Genomic DNA, 15,171 nt, shown 5'->3' with positions numbered 1-15,171 from the left:
TCACGCAACCCTTTCCGCCATGAGGAAGCGGGTCGACCATTCCGGATGATGCCAGTATCCCTCGTCTCAGGAACGGACGCCGTGACCACTCCGACCCCGCCCCCGCCCCACCCCGACTCTCCGATCCTCGTCACCGGCGCGACCGGCAAGCAAGGACGCGCCACCGCGATGCGGCTCCTGGCCGAGGGGCGACCGGTACGAGCCCTGGTCCGTGACCCGGCCGCCTTGGTGGCGGTCGGGTTGGCCGCCGCCGGCGCCCAGCTCGTCAGCGGCGACTTCGACGACCCGGCAAGCCTGCGGCCGGCGTTCGACGGCGCCCGCGCCGTGTTCGGCGTGCCGCCCCTGGCCCTCGGGCCGACCGGCCTTGAAACGGATCTCGAAGTGGCCAGGGTCCGGGCGCTGATCGACGCGGCGGCCGCGGCGGGGGTCGAGCAGGTGGTGTTCAGCACCATCGCCTCGACCTCGGCGACACGGCAGGTGACGGCGGACAAGGCGGCGATCGAGCGATATCTGCGCGACCACATCGCGCTGCCCACCGTGCTACGTCCCGTCCGGTTCATGACCAACTACCTCGGCGGCCGGTTGATCGGCATCGACGGGATCGCGAACGGCGTGCACCGGCACCTGTTCCCGCCGCACGAGCCCATGCAGGTCATCTCGCTGGAGGACATCGCCGAATTCGCCGCGCTCGCCTTCGCCGACCCGGCCAGGTTCGCCGGACGAACGCTGGAGCTGGCCGGTGACGAACCCACCCCCGTCGAGGCCGCCGCCGCGATCGCCAGGGCCACCGGCGTGCCGGTCCGCTACGAGCAGCTCACCGACGACGAGACCGCCGCGATCGGCCCGGAGATCGCCGAGACCAAGCGGCGCTGGCAGGCCGGCGACCGCTGGCACGCCGACATCGAGGCACTGCGAGTGATCCATCCAGGGCTGCGTACGCTCACCGACTGGCTCGCCGAATCAGGCGCCGCCGCCATCCGCGCCCACCTGTCCTGGTCTCGCCACGACAGCCGCCGCCGAAGGTGAACGTGCGCGGAACTGGCCCCCAACTCCCGTACAACCTCCGGTGCGTCACGGTGGTCTTCCCTCCGTTGATGTTGATCTTTCCGGTCAGGGAGAGCTGGATGAGACGAAGCGCGCTGCGGATCGCGACGACACTGGGCGTGGCCGCCGTCGTGGGGGGTGGCCTGCTGCCGGCCGTCCCGGCCGGGACGGCGCAGGCGGCGCCAGCCCGGTACGCGGACGACTTCAATGGGGACGGGTACCGCGACTACGCCGCCTGGCTGTGGGGATCGGAGGAGGCCGGTGACGCGGGCGCCGTCGAGATCACCTACGGCACGGCGTCCGGGATCGGCACCCGGCGACAGGTGATCCACCAGGGCAGTCCCGGTGTGCCGGGCGGCAACGAGGCGGGCGACATGTTCGGCGCCGCGCGCGCCGCCGCCGACTTCGACCGCGACGGCTACGCCGACCTGGCGGTCGCCGCCCCTGGCGAGGACGTCTCGGGGCGGGCCGACCAGGGCAGCGTGACCATCCTGTGGGGCAGCGCCAACGGCCTGACCGGCGGGACCAACGTGCCCAACCAGAGCCCACGGGCGAACGACGGCTTCGGCGAGGACCTCGCCACCGGCGACTTCAACGCGGACGGGCGCCCCGACCTGGCCGTCATCGACGGCACGGACGCCTACGTCTTCCGAGGGAACATCGCCCCGTCGGGCGTCGCCGGCTCGATCACCCGGCTCCGCCGCGACGCCGGCTTCTTCGCCACCCGCCTCATCGCGGGGAACGTCACCCGGGACACGGCCACCGACCTGGTGATCGTCGGCGTCAACGGCTTCGACGGCGAGGAGGGCACCGAGGCCTGGTTCGTGCGCGGCGGCTCGACCCTGGCCTCCGGCACCTCGGGACGCCTCTCCCCCACCCAGAACAGCTGGCAGGCCGACGGCGTCATAGCCGACTTCGACCGGGATGGCTACGGCGACGTCGCCTTCGGCGACGCCGCGTACAACGGCTCCCGGGGGCGCGCCACCGTCTGGCGCGGCGGCGCGAACGGCCCTGCCTCGGCGGTGCGGATCTCCCAGTCGACGGCCGGCGTGGCCGGCACCCCCGAGCCGAACGACCAGTTCGGCTACAGCGTCTCGGCCGGCGACGTCAACGGCGACGGCTACCCCGACCTGGCGGTCGGTGCCCCCGGCGAGCAGATCGGCGACCTGGCCGAGGCCGGGGCGGTCCACGTCCTCCGCGGCGGCTCCGGCGGCGTGACCGGCGCCAACTCCCAGGCGTTCGACCGCGGCACGTCCGGAGTGCCGGGCGCCAGGCGGTGGCTCGACGCGTTCGGCGTCACGGTCCGGCTGCGCGACACCAACCGCGACAACCGCGCCGACCTGCTGGTCGACAGCGGCAGCGATAGCCAGCCCTCGGTCCGCCTGCCCGGCACCACGTCCGGCGTCACCACCACCGGCGCCTCCTACTGGGGCGACTGGGACGTCGCGGACGGTGCCCTGCAGTAGGCCGACGGCGGGGAAACCAAAGCCGGCCGGGTGACGGCGCGTCGGCTCGTTGGAGCGGCAGGTCCGCGACCGTTCAGACGTCGTCCACGCCGTAGAGCGTCGTCAAATCGACGAGGAGCACGTCGTTCCGGCGGGCCGCGAGTTCTCGCACGTCAGAGTGGAAGCCGTGCGGGGAGAAGAGAGCGAGGGTGGTCTCGGCCGTCTGACAGCCCTGTTCGGTGAGCAGGGCGCGGATGCGCTCCAGGCGCTGGAGATCGCCGGTGCCGCGTCGGGCCGCGGTGGCCTTGGCCTCGCCGAGGAGAACGACGCGGGTCCAGCGGCGCGGGGTGTGGACGAGGGTCGCCCAGGTGCGGTCCCCGTGCTCGGGCACTCGGCGGCGGCGAACCCCCAGGTGACGTGGTGGGCGTGGACGACCTTCGGGGTCATGGCGAGGGTGGCACGTCGCAGGAGGTGGCTCCGGGCTCGGGCATCTACGTCGTCGTGAGTGGAGGCACCGGCACGCTCTGGATGGGGCCGCGGGCCTTCGTCCTGGCCGGCAGTCCGACAGATGGGTGCTTTTCATCCCTCAATGAGACATTCGATGCTTCCGAGCCGGGAGACTGCGCCCTATGAGTGAGCAGAGCATGAGTGGGCGGAGTGCGAGCTACGACGTCGTCGTGGCGGTCCTGGTCGGGAAGTTCCAGTTCGTGGCGGACGAGCTGTCGCCCGAGATGTCGGTGGAGGAGGTGGGTCTCGACTCGCTGGGGCGGGTGGAGTTCGCGTTGTGCCTGCGCGAGGAGACGGGGGTCGCGCTGGACGAGAACGGGATCACCGTGGACTCGACGCTGGCGGACGTGGCGCGGGCGTTGGACGCGGCGCGGGCCGTGCCGCAGTGAGCCGGTCCGATGTGGTGGTGACGGGGCTCGGGGCGGTGACCCCGGCCGGGGTGGGGGTGGCGGCGACCTGGGAGGGGGTGTGCCGCGGCGAGGGGACGGCGTCCCGGGATCCGGCGCTGGCCGGGCTGCCGGTCGACTTCTCCTGCCGGCTGCCCGTCGAGGAGCTCGGCACGGCGAGCGGGCCGCGGAACCTGTGGCGGCTCGAACGGTTCACCCGGCTGGCGCTGGTGGCCGCCGCCGAGGCGGTGGCGGACGCCGGGCTCGACCCGGCGACGTGGGACGGGGCGCGGGTCGGGGTGGTGGTCGGCTGCGGGATCGGCGGCATGCACGCCGTGAAGGAGCAGGGCGAGCGGCTGGCGGAGCGGGGGCCGGAGTGGGTGTCGCCCGCGCTCGTTCCGATGATGCTGCCCAACATGGCGGCCGGCGAGGTCGCGTTGGCGCTGGGCGCGCGGGGGCCGAGCCTGGCGGCGGTGACGGCGTGTGCCTCGGGGGCGAGCGCGCTGGCCGTCGCGCGGGACTGGCTGGTCGACGGCCGGTGTGACGTGGTGGTGGCGGGTGGCACCGAGTCCGCGACGACGCCGCTGATGGTGACGGGGTTTCAGCGGGCCGGCGCGCTGTCCGGGCGGCGGGACGACCCGGCGGGCGCGTCCCGGCCGTTCGCGGCCGACAGCGACGGCTTCGTGATGGCGGAGGGGGCGGCCGCGCTGGTGCTCGAGCGGTCGGGCGACGCGCGGGCCCGCGGGCGGGCCGCGCTCGCGGTGCTCGCGGGGTGCGGGGTCAGCACGGACGCGCACCACCCCACGGCTCCGCACCCGGAGGGTCGGGGCGCGGAGGCGGCGGTGCGGACGGCGCTGGCGGAGGCCGGGATCGGGGCGTCCGACGTGGAGCACGTCAACGCGCACGCCACGTCGACGCGGCAGGGGGACACGGCGGAGGGCCGGATGATCGAGCGGGTGTTCCCGCACGGGCCGAGCGTCACCTCGGCCAAGGGGGTGCTCGGGCACAGCCTGGGCGCCGCCGGGGCCGTGGAGGCGCTGCTCACGGTGCTGACCCTGGCGCGCGGAGTGGTGCCGCCGACCGCCAACGTCGGGGCGCCGGCGCCGGATCTGGGGATCGACCTGGTCGTCAAGAAGCCGCGGGAGCGGCCTGTGGCGGTCGCGGTCAGCGACTCGTTCGGCTTCGGCGGGCACAACGTGTCGCTGGCCTTCACCCGGTGAGCTTCACCCGGTGAGCTTCGGGCGGGCCAGCGCGACCGGCGTCCAGTCGTGCTCGGCCCGCCCGGCGACCAGGCCGAGCCGGCGCCCGCAGGTGGCGAAGGCGTCCAGGATCCGGGTGATCTGCTCGTCGGTGTGGGTGGCCTGCGGGGTGACCCGGATCAGGGCGCGGCCGCGCGGCACCGCGGGCGCCACCACGGCGTTGGTGTGCACGCCGGCGTCGTGCAGCGCCTGCCACATCCGCAGGCAGGGGCGGGTCCTGCCGACGTGCACGGGGACGACGGGGGTGATGGAGGGGTCGGTGGCGAAGCCGAGGGCGCGCAGCCCGTTGTGCAGCCGCTCGGCGTGGTCGAACACCCGTTCGCGGCGGGCCGGTTCGGTCTCGATGATGTCCAGCGCGGTCAGCGCGGCCGCCGCCGAGGCCGGGGACATCGCGGCCGAGAACAGCACCGGGCGGGCGCTGTAGCGCAGGTACTCGACGATCCTGGCGGGCCCTGCGAGCAGCCCGCCGAGCGAGCCGAAGCACTTGGAGAAGGTGCCGGAGTACAGGTCGACGGCGTCCGGCAGGCCGAAGTGTTCGGCGACGCCGCTGCCACGCGCGCCGAGCAGCCCGATGTCGTGCGCGCCGTCCACCACCAGGCGGGCGCCGTACCGGTCGGCGAGCTCGCGCAGCCCGGGCAGCGGGCAGAGGTCGCCCTCCATGGAGAACATGCCGTCGGTGACGATCAGCTTGCCGGCGGCGGGGTCGGCGGCGGCCAGCAGCCGGCGCAGGTGCGCCAGGTCGCCGTGCCGGTAGCGGAAGCGGGTGCCCTGGCCGAGCTGGACGCCGTCGACGAGCGAGGCGTGGTTGGCCATGTCGCTGAACGCGGCGTCGGCGGGGCCGAGCAGGGTGCCGACGGCCAGGTTGGCCTGGAATCCGGTGGTGGTGACGAGGGCGGCCTCGCAGCCGAGGAACGCCGCCAGCCTGGCCTCCAGTTCCTCGTGCAGCGGCAGCGTGCCGTTGAGGATGCGGGACCCCGAGCAGCTGGTGCCGTAGCGGGCGGTTGCCGTGGCGGCGGCCTCGACGAGCCGGGGGTCGGTCGCCAGGCCCAGATAGTCGTTGCAGCCGGCCATGACCGCGTTCGGCTCTGCGGTGCGGTAGTAGGGGCTGACGCCCGTCTCCGCCATTTCGCCGATTACCGCGATCGGCTTCTTGTCGAAGATATCTGCCATGCCGTTACCTGGGCCTCTTCCCTGTCGTGTCAGAGTGCAGCCTGTCCGATCATCGCGATGAGAATGCTCCCCCACACGCCGGGGGGCACGGAATCGCTGTCGTTTGGTAAGGGGCCCCCTTGGTAGGGAGAAAAGGCGGGGAGGATGAAAAATAGTATCGCACTCTCGGCTTCTGACGAGTGTTTCGTGGCCGGCGGCACTCCGAAGACGATCGGTTCGGCCGTGTTCTTCTCGGGGCCGGTGCCGGATGTCGACGAATTGCGGGATCTGGTGGTCAAGCGTTTCGGTTCGCTGCTCAGGATGCGTTCCGTGCTGTGCCCGCCGCCCGCGCCCGGGCCGCTGCGGCGGCACCGGTGGCTGGCCCTTGACCGCTTCGACCCGGCGGGTCAGGTGCGGGTGGCGGCGCCGGGCACCGGCCTCGCCGCGCTGGTGGACGACGCGGTGCGGCGGCGGCTGCCGGCCGGGCTGCCGCCGTGGCGGCTGCACCTGGTGCCGGGGACAGGACCTGGCGAGGACGGCTTCGCGCTGCTGCTGACCGCCCATCACGCGGCGCTCGACGGCCGGTCCCTGGAGACCCTGCTCTACCTGCTGCTCGACGGCCCGACCCCGGTGGGCCGGGAGCCGGCGACCCGGGGGCACGCCCCGGCGGCCGGCCTCGGCGGACTCGGCAGGCTGGGCCGGGACCTGGTGCACCAGGCGCGGCCGAGCCGCCGGCTGCCCGGCACGCCCGGCGAGCCGACCACGGCCTGGACTGGGGTGGATCCGGCGGCGGTGCGGGCGGCGCGGCGCTCGCTGCCGGGCACCGGGATCAGCCTCAACGACGTGCTGCTCGCCGGCGTCGCCGGGGTGCTGCGCGACGTGCACGGCCCGCTGGCCGGCTGGCCGGGGCGGGACCGGCCGGTCTACGCGCTGGTGCCGGTCGACCTGCGGCCGCCGGGCGCGAACGGGGAGCTCGGCAACGTGATCTCGGCGGCCAGGGTGCCGCTGCCGGTCGGTCTCGACCGGCCGGCCGACCGGCTGGCGGTCTGTCACGAGGCGATCGTCGGGCCCGGGTTCCGGTCGCGGGCGGTCAACGCGGCCCGGCTGCTGCGGGGCGCGGCGCTGCTCGGCGCCTGGGCGTCGCGCGCCGCCGGCTCCCACGCCATCGCCCCGTCCTACGCGCCGGTGTGCTGCACGACGCTGGTGCTGCGGCGCGGGCCCTGGTACCTGCTCGGCCGGCCGTTGACCGGCGGGATCGTGCTGCCCGACCTGCCGCCGCCCGGCGCCGTCAGCTTCTTCCTCGCCGGCCACACCAGGACCCCGGAGCGGGCGGCCCAGCTCACCCTGACCGTGGTCAGCCACGGCGCCACCCCGGCGGCGCGGCTGACCGGCGACTTCACCAGGGCCGTCGCGGAACTCGCCGAGAGCGGCCCGACGGTACGGCGCTAGGCGCGTAGGCGCTCTGCGGGAAAAGCCGCGACGACGGCGCCTTTCATCCGCGGCACCCTCGTGGCTGGTCGCGCAGTTCCCCGCGCCCCTTCGGGGCGACGTCACGCCCGACCCACTCGGCCGCGCCGCCGCCGGGGGCGGGCGGGGCCGGGGCGGCGCGGGTACGCGCCGCGCCTGGCGGGCTCAGGGGCCGTGGCCCCGCCGGCGGGCGCGCGTGGTGCGGCGGTCGAACTCGCGGCGCAGCAGCGGTCCCAGCAGGCCGCCGAGGGCGGCCAGCGCCCGGGTGCCGAGGTCGGGGCAGATGACGAAGCGGCGCCGCTCGATGCCCGCCACGATCGAGGCGGCGACCCGCTCGGCGGTCAGCGGCCGGAACATTCCGCCGATGGCCCGGGTCTCCTCGGGTTTCAGCAGGTTCTCCGCCGCCAGTTGCGGGGTGTCGACGTCGGGCGGGAACACCACGGCGGAATGGACGCCGTGCCGGGCGAGTTCTCCCCTGACGGCCGCCATCAGACCGTGCACCGCGTGTTTCGACGGCGCGTACGCGGTATATCCGAATACCCCGACCAGCGCCGCGGCCGAGGAAACGGCGACCACGCTGCCCCGTCCCCGTTTCACCATTCCCGGCACCACGGCGCGCATCGCGTGCAGCGTGCCGAAGTAATTGACCTCCATCTGCCGCCGAAAGGCGCCGTCCGGAAGGTCGAGGAAATGCCCGGGCCCGGCCGTGCCGGCGGAATTGACCAGCACGTCGCAGGGCCCCCAGGTGTCCTGGAGCCGGCCGAGGGCGGCGGTGAGCGCCGCGCGGTCCGCCACGTCGGCCCGCTCGACGGCGACGCTCGCGCCGGCCGCCCGCAGCAGCTCGCCGGCCGCCACCAGCCGCTCGCCGTCCCTGGCCAGCAGCGAGACCCGCGCCCCGCGCCCGGCCAGCAGTCGGGCGGTGGCCAGCCCGATGCCGCTGGAACCGCCCGTCACCACCGCGTGGCACCCGTTGAGGTCGACCCCCGCCATCCGCCTCGCTCCTCCCGGCACGCCGCCCGGCTCTTCGTCGTCCGCTCAACGAGCCGGGCGGCGCCGTGGTGACGGCGCGGCCCCCGCCAGGTGCTGGTACAGCCGTGCTCCAACCATGCGTGAAGTCGGGGGATTTGCGTTACCTTTACCGTCGTGCCACGAATGATCGATCACGGCGAGCGCCGTCGCGAGATCGCCAGGGCCGCCTGGCGGGTGATCGTGCGGGACGGGATCGGCCGCGCCTCGGTGCGTGCCGTCGCGGACGAGGCCCGGGTGTCGGCCGGCTCGCTGCGTCATGTGTTCACCACCCAGCGGGAGTTGCTGGTCTTCGCGCTGGAGATGGTCCTCGACCGGGCCAGGGCGAGGGCGGCCGCGCTGCCGCCGCTGTCCAGCGCGCGGGAGACGGTGGAGGCGCTCGCCAGGCAGTTCCTGCCGCTGGACACCGAGCGCCGCACCGAGTCCGAGGTGTACCTGGCGCTGTTCGACGCGGCGCGCGCCGACGAGGCGTTGCGCGCGTCGCGGGAGGCCGCCCACCGCCATCTGCGGGAGGTGTGCCGCACGCTGATCGGGCGGCTGGACAACGGCGTCGACCTGGCCCCCGGGGCGGATCTCGACCTGGAGGCGGCGCGGCTGCACGCGCTGCTCGACGGCCTCGGCGCGCACGTCGTCCACGAGCCGGCGGGCGCCGACCCCGGCTGGACTGCCCGGGTGCTGAGCCGGCACCTCGACTCGCTGGCCGCGCCGGCACCCGGGCCCCACGGCTGAGGCCCGGCCCGGGCGTCAGGGGATCAGCACGATCTTGCCCAGCGTGTGCCGCTGCTCCAGGTCGCGGAAGGCGTCGCGGACGTCGTCCAGCGGATAGGTCCTGGCGATCGGGATGTGCAGCCGGCCGTCCTCGACGGCGGCGGCGAGTTCGGCCAGCACGCCGGCGTCGGCCGCCGCCGCGCTGCCCTCCATCCGGGCGCCGAACTCCTCGGCGTCCGCCATGTTGATGATGGTGTCGATCCGCTCGGGTGCCACGCCCAACTCGATGGCCAGCCGCACGTAGTCGGCGCCGTAGGTGTCGATGAACGCGTCGGGCCCCTTCCCGCCGGCCGCGGCCGTGATCCGGTGGGCCACGCCCTCGCCGTAACTGACCGGCAGGATCCCGTGGTCGGAGAGCCAGGCGTGGTGCTCCTCGCTGGCCAGGCCGATCACCGTGGCGCCCAGGTCCCGCGCCAACTGGCAGGCCAGGGTGCCGACCCCGCCGGCCGCGCCGGAGATCACCACGACGTCGCCGCGGCCGACGCCGACCGCGCGCACCGCGGCGTAGGCGGTGGTGCCCACGATGGCCAGCGCGCCGGCCTCGGCCCAGGACACGTCGGTCGGCCGCCTGATCAGCTGGTCGGCCTCGACGGCCGCGAACTCGGCGTGGCTGGCCCGGTGGTTGGTGAAGCCCATCACCTCGTCGCCGACGTCGAACCGGGTGACGTCGGGGGCGGTCTCGGTGACGACTCCGGCCAGGTCGCTGCCCTGCCCTGAGGGGAAGGTGGCTGGCCAGCGCTTGCGCAGCAGGCCGCGGCGGATGCCCGCCTCGCCCGGGTTGATGCCGGCCGCCTTGATCCGGACCACCACCTCGCCAGGACCCGGCTCGGGACGTGCCACCTCGTCCACGCGCAGCACGTCGACGTCTCCGTACTCGTCGAATCTCACAGCTCTGGACATATGTCCACTATGGGACGGCTGCCCGGGGGGCACCACCCGGGCAGCGTTCCGGCAGGTCGGCGCGCAACCGCCAGCCGCCGTCGTGCGGGCCGGCGGTCAGCGTGCCGCCCACCAGGCCGACGCGTTCGCGCAGCCCGATCAGCCCGAACCCGGGCCCGCCAGGCAGGTCGCCCGACACCTCGGCCGGGCCGCCGCCGTCACGCACCTCGACCCGGACGTCGCCCTCGGTGACCGCCACCTCGACCGTGATCCGGCTGCCTGAGCCGGCGTGCTTGGTGGCGTTGGTCAGCCCCTCCTGGACCACCCGCAGCACGGCGAGGCCGCGGACCGCGTCGAGGCCGGCGATGCCGGGGTCGACGCGGGCCCGCACGTCGAGCCCGGCCTGCACGCCGCGCTCCACCACGGCGGCCACGGCGGCCGGCAGTTCGGCGGGCTCCACCACCAACGGCGGGCCGCCCTCGGGCGCGACGGCCGTCGGATCGCGCAACACGGCCACCAGCCGGCGCAGGTCGGCGAGGGTGGTGGTGGCGGAGCCGTAGACGTCGTCGAGCACCGCGCGCACCCGCGGGTCGAGGTCGGGCAGCACGGCCCTCGCCACGTTGACCCGCAGCGCCATCGACGACACGTGGTGCGCCACCAGGTCGTGCAACTCGCGGGCCAGCTCGGTGCGTTCGGCCAGCCGGGCGCCGCGCGCCGCGAGCTCGCGGCGCGCCTCGGCCTCCCGGGCGCGGGCCCTGGCCTGCGCCAGCGCGCGGTCGGTGGCGCGCAGATAGGCGCCGAGCAGCAGTGGCGCGACCGCCACCACCACGACCCGGTAGCCCACGGCCAGCACCCCGGTGACCGTCTCGTGGTCCTTGATGAGCAGGACGTACGCGGTGATCAGGACCGCGGTGCCGAGCAGCGCCTCGCGCGGCGGGCGGCGCACGGCGAGCTCCAGGAGCGCCACGCTGGCCACCACCTTGGCGGCGACCGGGGTCTCGGAGACCAGCGGGTGGGCGAGCAGCAGCAGCGCGCTCTCGGCCAGGGAGACCGCGAGCGGGAACGCGCCGCCGCCGAGGAAGAGCAGGCCGGCGGCCAGCGTGACCAGCCAGTCCGCGGCGTCGGGCGGTGCCCCCTGGACGAGCAGCAGGTAGCCGGCGCCGATGAACAGCGGAAGCAGGCGTGCCGGCCCGAACCGGTCCCCGACCGCCCGCCCAGCCCACGTCAACAACACGCCATGACACTAACCCGATGCGGTGGTCTGTTCGTGACGTGGCGTGGCCGAAGCCTGTCGCCCCTCGCGGCCCATCCGGCGCCATTCGGGCCGCAGCGCCGCCAGGTTGGTGGTGAGGAAGTAGAGGGAGCCGGCGACCAGCAGTACCGGAACCAGCCCGGCGGCGCCGACCGCCGCGCCGCCGAGCAGGCCGCCGAGCGGGATGCCGGACCAGGCGAGCGAGGTGACCAACGCCTGGACGCGGCCCAGCATGTGCCGGGGTACGCGCTCCAACGTGACGGCACCGATGATGGGGTTGAGGAACCCGGCGCCGAACCCGCTGACGGCGCACACCACGAGCACCGCCCACAACGGCACGCCGGCCGAGAGGCTGAGCGCCAGGATCACGAAGCGCGGCGCGCCGGCGAGCAGGAAACCGCCGAAGAACACCGGGAGTCGGGGCAGCCGCTGGGCGATCGCGGCGGCCAACAGGCTGCCGCAGACCCCCATGGCACCCCCGACCGCCCCCAACAGGCCGATCGCGGACGGTCCGTGGCCCGACTCCTCGGCCCAGACCGGCAGCAGGACGCTGACATAGGCGGCGTCCAGCAGGTTGGTGACGGCGACGGTGAGGGCGATCGCCAACAGCAGTGGCTCGCGTCGCAGATGGGCGAAGCCGACGCCGAACCGCCGCCAGTAGCCCTCCGGTTCGGCGGCGGACTCGGCCGGCGCACGCTGGGCGCGCCCCAGGCCGCGCGGCAGCGCGAGCCCGATCAGCAGCGAACCGGCGGCGAAGCAGGCAGCGTTGACGAGCAGCGCGGTCATCGCGTCGAGCGTCGCGACCACCACGCCGGCGAGTGCGGGGCCGACGGTGCTCGCCAGTCGTTCGGCGACGCCCGACAGGCCGGTGGCCCGCTCGAGCGGCACCCGCGCGAGGTCGGCCGCCTCCGGGACCATCACCTGCTTGGCCAGGTCGCCGGGGCCGCGGCAGAGGCCGATCGCCGACACCAGCGCGAGCAGCAGCCAGAACGGCAACCGGTCGGCCGCGTGCAGTGGCGGGATCAGGCACACGGCGACGGCGCTCACCACGTCGGTGGTCCAGGAGGTGAGCCGGGCGCCGACCCGGTCGATCAGCGGCCCTGAGAACGCCTTGGCCAGCACGTAGGGCGCCATCTCGCAGAACGCCACAAGACCGGTCTGCGCCGCGCTGCCGCTGGTGACCAGCACGAACCAGGGCAGCGCGATCGCGGAGATCCTGGTGCCGAGCTGCGATATGGAGACGGCCGTCAGCAGCCCGACCAGCGCCCGGGATCTCATGCCTCGGGTTCCTGGTCGGCGCCGGCCGGCTCGGGCAGCACATGGAACTGGACGGCGACGCTCTCCCGACCGGCGTCGGACTCGGCCCGCTCGTTCTCCTCCCGGTAGCGCCGGAGCACCGCCCAGAGCTCCCGGCCGAGTTCGCGCGCCTGCTCAGGGGTGAGGCGCAGCATGGTGTCGCTCAGGTTGAGCGCCGGGCCCCAAACCCGGGGCATGGTGGCCAGTTCGTTGAGGCCCTGCTGGAGGCGCAGGGTATGGGCCGCGGCCACCGACTGCAGGAAGACCTGGGCCGCCTCGGGTTCGGCCTCGACGATCTCGGGCTCCACGGTGGTCAGCTGGTGCACCGCGCGCCACCAGCGCTCCCTGGCGTTGCCCCGCTCGGTGTCCTCCTCGACGAAGCCGGCGGCGGCGAGTTGGCGCAGGTGGTAGCTGGTCGCCCCCGAGTTCAGGGACAGCCGCCCGGCCAGCTGGGTCGCGGTCGCCGGGCCGTGCTGGCGCAGCAGCCCGACGAGGCGCACCCGCAGCGGGTGGGCCAGGGCGCGCAGCCCCTTGCCGTCGAGCACGACGACCCGCTCCGCCGCGGCCGCCGCCTCCGTCTCCGCTGTCTTGTCCCCGGGTTCCGTCATGCGCTCACGGTAGACCCCAAAGAAGTCTTTGCAAAGACTCCTTTGCGAAGATCTCTTTGGTAAACCGACGAGTTCCGGCCAATCTCCAGAACAAACGTGCTGGCGCCCGCGTTATGCTCACTGCGACCACGGTTGAGGAGGCACGATCAACATGGGAACGCGGCGCACCCCACTGCCGGGCGTCGGCACCCAGTACGACATCGCCGCACGGGATGGACGACACATCTCCGTGGTGGCCCACGAGGACGGCCGGCGCTTCATCGGGTTCTTCGACCCGGAGGACCCGGACGCCTGCCAGGGCACCGTCGCCCTGGACGCGGACGAGGCCGAGCGGTTGGCCTCGATCATCGCCCCACAACGCCAGGCCGTCACGCTGCCCGAGAGCGAACTCGGCCTCGACCTGGTCACCGAGCGGATTCCGATCGAGCCCGACTCCCCCTACCGGGGACGTCCGATGGGCGACACCCGAGCCCGCACGAGGACGGGCGCCTCGATCGTGGCGGTGCTGCGCAGGACTGGCGCGCACCCGTCACCGGGGCCCGACTTCCGCCTCGAGGCGGGCGACACGTTGCTGGTCGTCGGCACCCGCGAGGGCGTCAGCGACCTGGCCGACATCATCGCTGGAGCCTGAGCTCCGCGCTGACGGTCGCCTGGGCCACGGATACACGGCGTCGGTGGTAGCAGCCGGCGCCGTGTGAATGACCTTGACAACCGAAAGGTGCGGTGAGCGTGCACGACACCACGACCATGTTGATCGAGCTGGGGGCCGTCGTTCTGGGCCTCGGGCTCGTCGGGCGACTGGCCGGCCGGCTCGGCCTCTCCCCCATCCCGCTCTACCTCCTGATAGGGCTGGCCTTCGGGCACGGCGGCCTCATCCCGCTCTCGACGACCGAGGACTTCATCGAGATCGGCGCCGAGATCGGCGTCATCCTGCTGCTGCTCATGCTGGGCCTGGAGTACACCGCGACCGAGTTGGCGGACAGCCTCAAGACCCAGTACCCCTCGGGGCTGGTGGACCTGGTGCTGAACGCGACCCCGGGTGCGGTGGCCGGGTTCCTGCTGGGCTGGGGCCCGGTGGGCGCGCTGGCGCTCGCCGGCGTCACGTACATCTCGTCATCCGGCGTCATCGCCAAGATCCTCACCGACCTCAACCGGCTCGGTAACCGCGAGACCCCGGTGGTACTGGGCATCCTGGTCATGGAGGACCTGGTGATGGCCCTCTACCTGCCGGTGCTCTCCACGGTGCTCGCCGGCGTCGGACTGGCCAGCGGCAGCCTCACCCTGGCGATCGCGCTCGGCACGGCCGGCATCGCGTTCTACGTCGCGCTGCGGCACGGACGCATCATCAGCAAGGCCGTCTCCTCCGACAACCCGGAGATGCTGCTGCTCGTGGTCCTCGGCCTGACGCTGCTGGTCGCGGGCGTGGCACAACAGCTCCAGGTCTCGGCGGCGGTCGGCGCGTTCCTGGTGGGCATCGCGCTCTCCGGCGAGGTCGCGCACAACACGCGCCGCCTGCTGACGCCGCTGCGGGACCTGTTCGCGGCCGTCTTCTTCGTCTTCTTCGGCCTGTCGACCGACCCGACGGCGATCCCGCCGGTCCTGGTCCCGGCGCTGCTCCTCGCCGTGGTGACCACCGGCACCAAGATCGCCACCGGCTGGTGGGCCGCGAAGCGGGCCGGAGTCGGCCCCCGGGGCCGCTTCCGCGCCGGCGGCGCGCTGGTGGCGCGTGGCGAGTTCTCGATCGTCATAGCTGGCCTGGCCGCCGCGACCGAACCACGGATCGCGCCGGTGGCCACGGCGTACGTGCTGATACTCGTCATCATCGGCCCGTTCGCCACGAGGTGGACGGAACCGGTGGCGAGCCGCCTGCGGGAGCGGCGCAAGGCACGCCAGACGACGACCGCGGTGGCGGCGGCCGAATCCGGCGCGTGACCGCGGCGCGACTGCTTCGGGCGCGGGGGGTTTTCCCCCACCCACCCGCCCTTTCGTCCGCGCTCCGCGCGGGGTGGCGCGCTGCGCGCGGCAGCGGGCCGCCGGCCCGGCGGCGAAGCCGCCGCGGGCGCCGCCCGCCCGGGCCGGCCCTCT

General features: G+C 74.2%; 14 protein-coding genes and 1 pseudogene. 8 read left to right on the top strand and 7 right to left on the bottom strand.

The genetic code is table 11. The features are described 5' to 3' along the window. Positions 1-81: 81 nt before the first annotated feature. Entirely contained in the window at positions 82-1,026 is a 945-nt protein-coding gene (locus ACYVPE_RS21145; RefSeq protein WP_461035228.1) for an NmrA family NAD(P)-binding protein, read from the top strand. A gap of 98 nt (positions 1,027-1,124) precedes the next feature. Beyond that, positions 1,125-2,510, top strand: coding sequence for an FG-GAP and VCBS repeat-containing protein (locus ACYVPE_RS21140; RefSeq protein WP_461035227.1), 1,386 nt, complete (start codon positions 1,125-1,127; stop codon positions 2,508-2,510). A 73-nt stretch (positions 2,511-2,583) separates the two neighbouring features. Here the strand turns inward: ACYVPE_RS21140 and ACYVPE_RS21135 are convergent. After that, positions 2,584-2,820, bottom strand: a pseudogene (locus ACYVPE_RS21135) (ATP-binding protein); the annotation flags it as partial. 298 nt (positions 2,821-3,118) lie between these two features. Here ACYVPE_RS21135 and ACYVPE_RS21130 point away from each other — a divergent pair. Next, positions 3,119-3,385 carry an acyl carrier protein gene (locus ACYVPE_RS21130; RefSeq protein WP_461035226.1) on the top strand — a complete coding sequence of 89 codons (267 nt, stop codon included), beginning with the start codon at positions 3,119-3,121 and terminating at the stop codon, positions 3,383-3,385. Beyond that, the gene (locus tag ACYVPE_RS21125) at positions 3,382-4,602 is read left to right on the top strand and encodes a beta-ketoacyl-[acyl-carrier-protein] synthase family protein (protein ID WP_461035225.1); all 1,221 of its coding nucleotides are present in this window, start codon (positions 3,382-3,384) and stop codon (positions 4,600-4,602) included. Before ACYVPE_RS21130 ends, ACYVPE_RS21125 begins: the two co-directional genes overlap by 4 nt. Positions 4,603-4,605: 3 nt before the next feature. On the opposite strand, the gene ACYVPE_RS21120 is transcribed toward ACYVPE_RS21125, so the two are convergent. After that, positions 4,606-5,811, bottom strand: coding sequence for an aminotransferase class I/II-fold pyridoxal phosphate-dependent enzyme (locus ACYVPE_RS21120; RefSeq protein WP_461035224.1), 1,206 nt, complete (start codon positions 5,809-5,811; stop codon positions 4,606-4,608). Positions 5,812-5,997: 186 nt separating this feature from the next. Here ACYVPE_RS21120 and ACYVPE_RS21115 point away from each other — a divergent pair, with 186 nt between their 5' ends. Continuing rightward, a complete protein-coding gene (locus ACYVPE_RS21115; protein WP_461035223.1) occupies positions 5,998-7,239 on the top strand; it encodes a wax ester/triacylglycerol synthase domain-containing protein in 1,242 nt (413 codons plus the stop codon). A gap of 183 nt (positions 7,240-7,422) precedes the next feature. Here the strand turns inward: ACYVPE_RS21115 and ACYVPE_RS21110 are convergent, their stop codons facing one another. Next, the gene (locus tag ACYVPE_RS21110) at positions 7,423-8,247 is read right to left on the bottom strand and encodes an SDR family oxidoreductase (protein ID WP_461035222.1); all 825 of its coding nucleotides are present in this window, start codon (positions 8,245-8,247) and stop codon (positions 7,423-7,425) included. Positions 8,248-8,409: 162 nt separating this feature from the next. Here ACYVPE_RS21110 and ACYVPE_RS21105 point away from each other — a divergent pair, with 162 nt between their 5' ends. Beyond that, positions 8,410-9,012 carry a TetR/AcrR family transcriptional regulator gene (locus ACYVPE_RS21105; protein ID WP_461035262.1) on the top strand — a complete coding sequence of 201 codons (603 nt, stop codon included), beginning with the start codon at positions 8,410-8,412 and terminating at the stop codon, positions 9,010-9,012. A 15-nt stretch (positions 9,013-9,027) separates the two neighbouring features. Here ACYVPE_RS21105 and ACYVPE_RS21100 read toward each other — a convergent pair whose 3' ends face one another. The 4 genes from ACYVPE_RS21100 to ACYVPE_RS21085 are packed head-to-tail and all read right to left on the bottom strand — an operon-like array spanning position 9,028 to position 13,086. Beyond that, a complete protein-coding gene (locus ACYVPE_RS21100) occupies positions 9,028-9,951 on the bottom strand; it encodes an NADP-dependent oxidoreductase (protein WP_461035221.1) in 924 nt (307 codons plus the stop codon). A gap of 7 nt (positions 9,952-9,958) precedes the next feature. After that, entirely contained in the window at positions 9,959-11,164 is a 1,206-nt protein-coding gene (locus ACYVPE_RS21095) for a sensor histidine kinase (protein WP_461035220.1), read from the bottom strand. Positions 11,165-11,173: 9 nt separating this feature from the next. Beyond that, positions 11,174-12,460 carry an MFS transporter gene (locus ACYVPE_RS21090; protein ID WP_461035219.1) on the bottom strand — a complete coding sequence of 429 codons (1,287 nt, stop codon included), beginning with the start codon at positions 12,458-12,460 and terminating at the stop codon, positions 11,174-11,176. After that, the gene (locus tag ACYVPE_RS21085) at positions 12,457-13,086 is read right to left on the bottom strand and encodes a helix-turn-helix domain-containing protein (RefSeq protein WP_461035218.1); all 630 of its coding nucleotides are present in this window, start codon (positions 13,084-13,086) and stop codon (positions 12,457-12,459) included. Before ACYVPE_RS21085 ends, ACYVPE_RS21090 begins: the two co-directional genes overlap by 4 nt. A 151-nt stretch (positions 13,087-13,237) precedes the next feature. Here ACYVPE_RS21085 and ACYVPE_RS21080 point away from each other — a divergent pair, with 151 nt between their 5' ends. Further along, positions 13,238-13,717, top strand: coding sequence for a cation:proton antiporter regulatory subunit (locus ACYVPE_RS21080; protein ID WP_461035217.1), 480 nt, complete (start codon positions 13,238-13,240; stop codon positions 13,715-13,717). A gap of 98 nt (positions 13,718-13,815) precedes the next feature. Next, positions 13,816-15,018, top strand: a complete 1,203-nt coding sequence (locus tag ACYVPE_RS21075; protein ID WP_461035216.1) for a cation:proton antiporter — start codon at positions 13,816-13,818, stop codon at positions 15,016-15,018. Positions 15,019-15,171: the final 153 nt, after the last annotated feature.

The sequence above is a fragment of the Streptomyces mayteni genome (assembly GCF_054783955.1).
This window is presented reverse-complemented; position numbering and strand designations above follow the sequence as displayed.

What these genes read in the sequence shown, in the direction of transcription:
- ACYVPE_RS21120 (WP_461035224.1), bottom strand. Translation starts at nt 5,811, where the DNA reads ATGGCAGATATCTTCGACAAGAAGCCGATCGCGGTAATCGGCGAAATG.
- ACYVPE_RS21090 (WP_461035219.1), bottom strand. Translation starts at nt 12,460, where the DNA reads ATGAGATCCCGGGCGCTGGTCGGGCTGCTGACGGCCGTCTCCATATCG.
- ACYVPE_RS21105 (WP_461035262.1), top strand. Translation starts at nt 8,410, where the DNA reads ATGATCGATCACGGCGAGCGCCGTCGCGAGATCGCCAGGGCCGCCTGG.
- ACYVPE_RS21140 (WP_461035227.1), top strand. Translation starts at nt 1,125, where the DNA reads ATGAGACGAAGCGCGCTGCGGATCGCGACGACACTGGGCGTGGCCGCC.
- ACYVPE_RS21080 (WP_461035217.1), top strand. Translation starts at nt 13,238, where the DNA reads ATGGGAACGCGGCGCACCCCACTGCCGGGCGTCGGCACCCAGTACGAC.
- ACYVPE_RS21130 (WP_461035226.1), top strand. Translation starts at nt 3,119, where the DNA reads ATGAGTGAGCAGAGCATGAGTGGGCGGAGTGCGAGCTACGACGTCGTC.
- ACYVPE_RS21110 (WP_461035222.1), bottom strand. Translation starts at nt 8,247, where the DNA reads ATGGCGGGGGTCGACCTCAACGGGTGCCACGCGGTGGTGACGGGCGGT.
- ACYVPE_RS21085 (WP_461035218.1), bottom strand. Translation starts at nt 13,086, where the DNA reads ATGACGGAACCCGGGGACAAGACAGCGGAGACGGAGGCGGCGGCCGCG.
- ACYVPE_RS21100 (WP_461035221.1), bottom strand. Translation starts at nt 9,951, where the DNA reads ATGTCCAGAGCTGTGAGATTCGACGAGTACGGAGACGTCGACGTGCTG.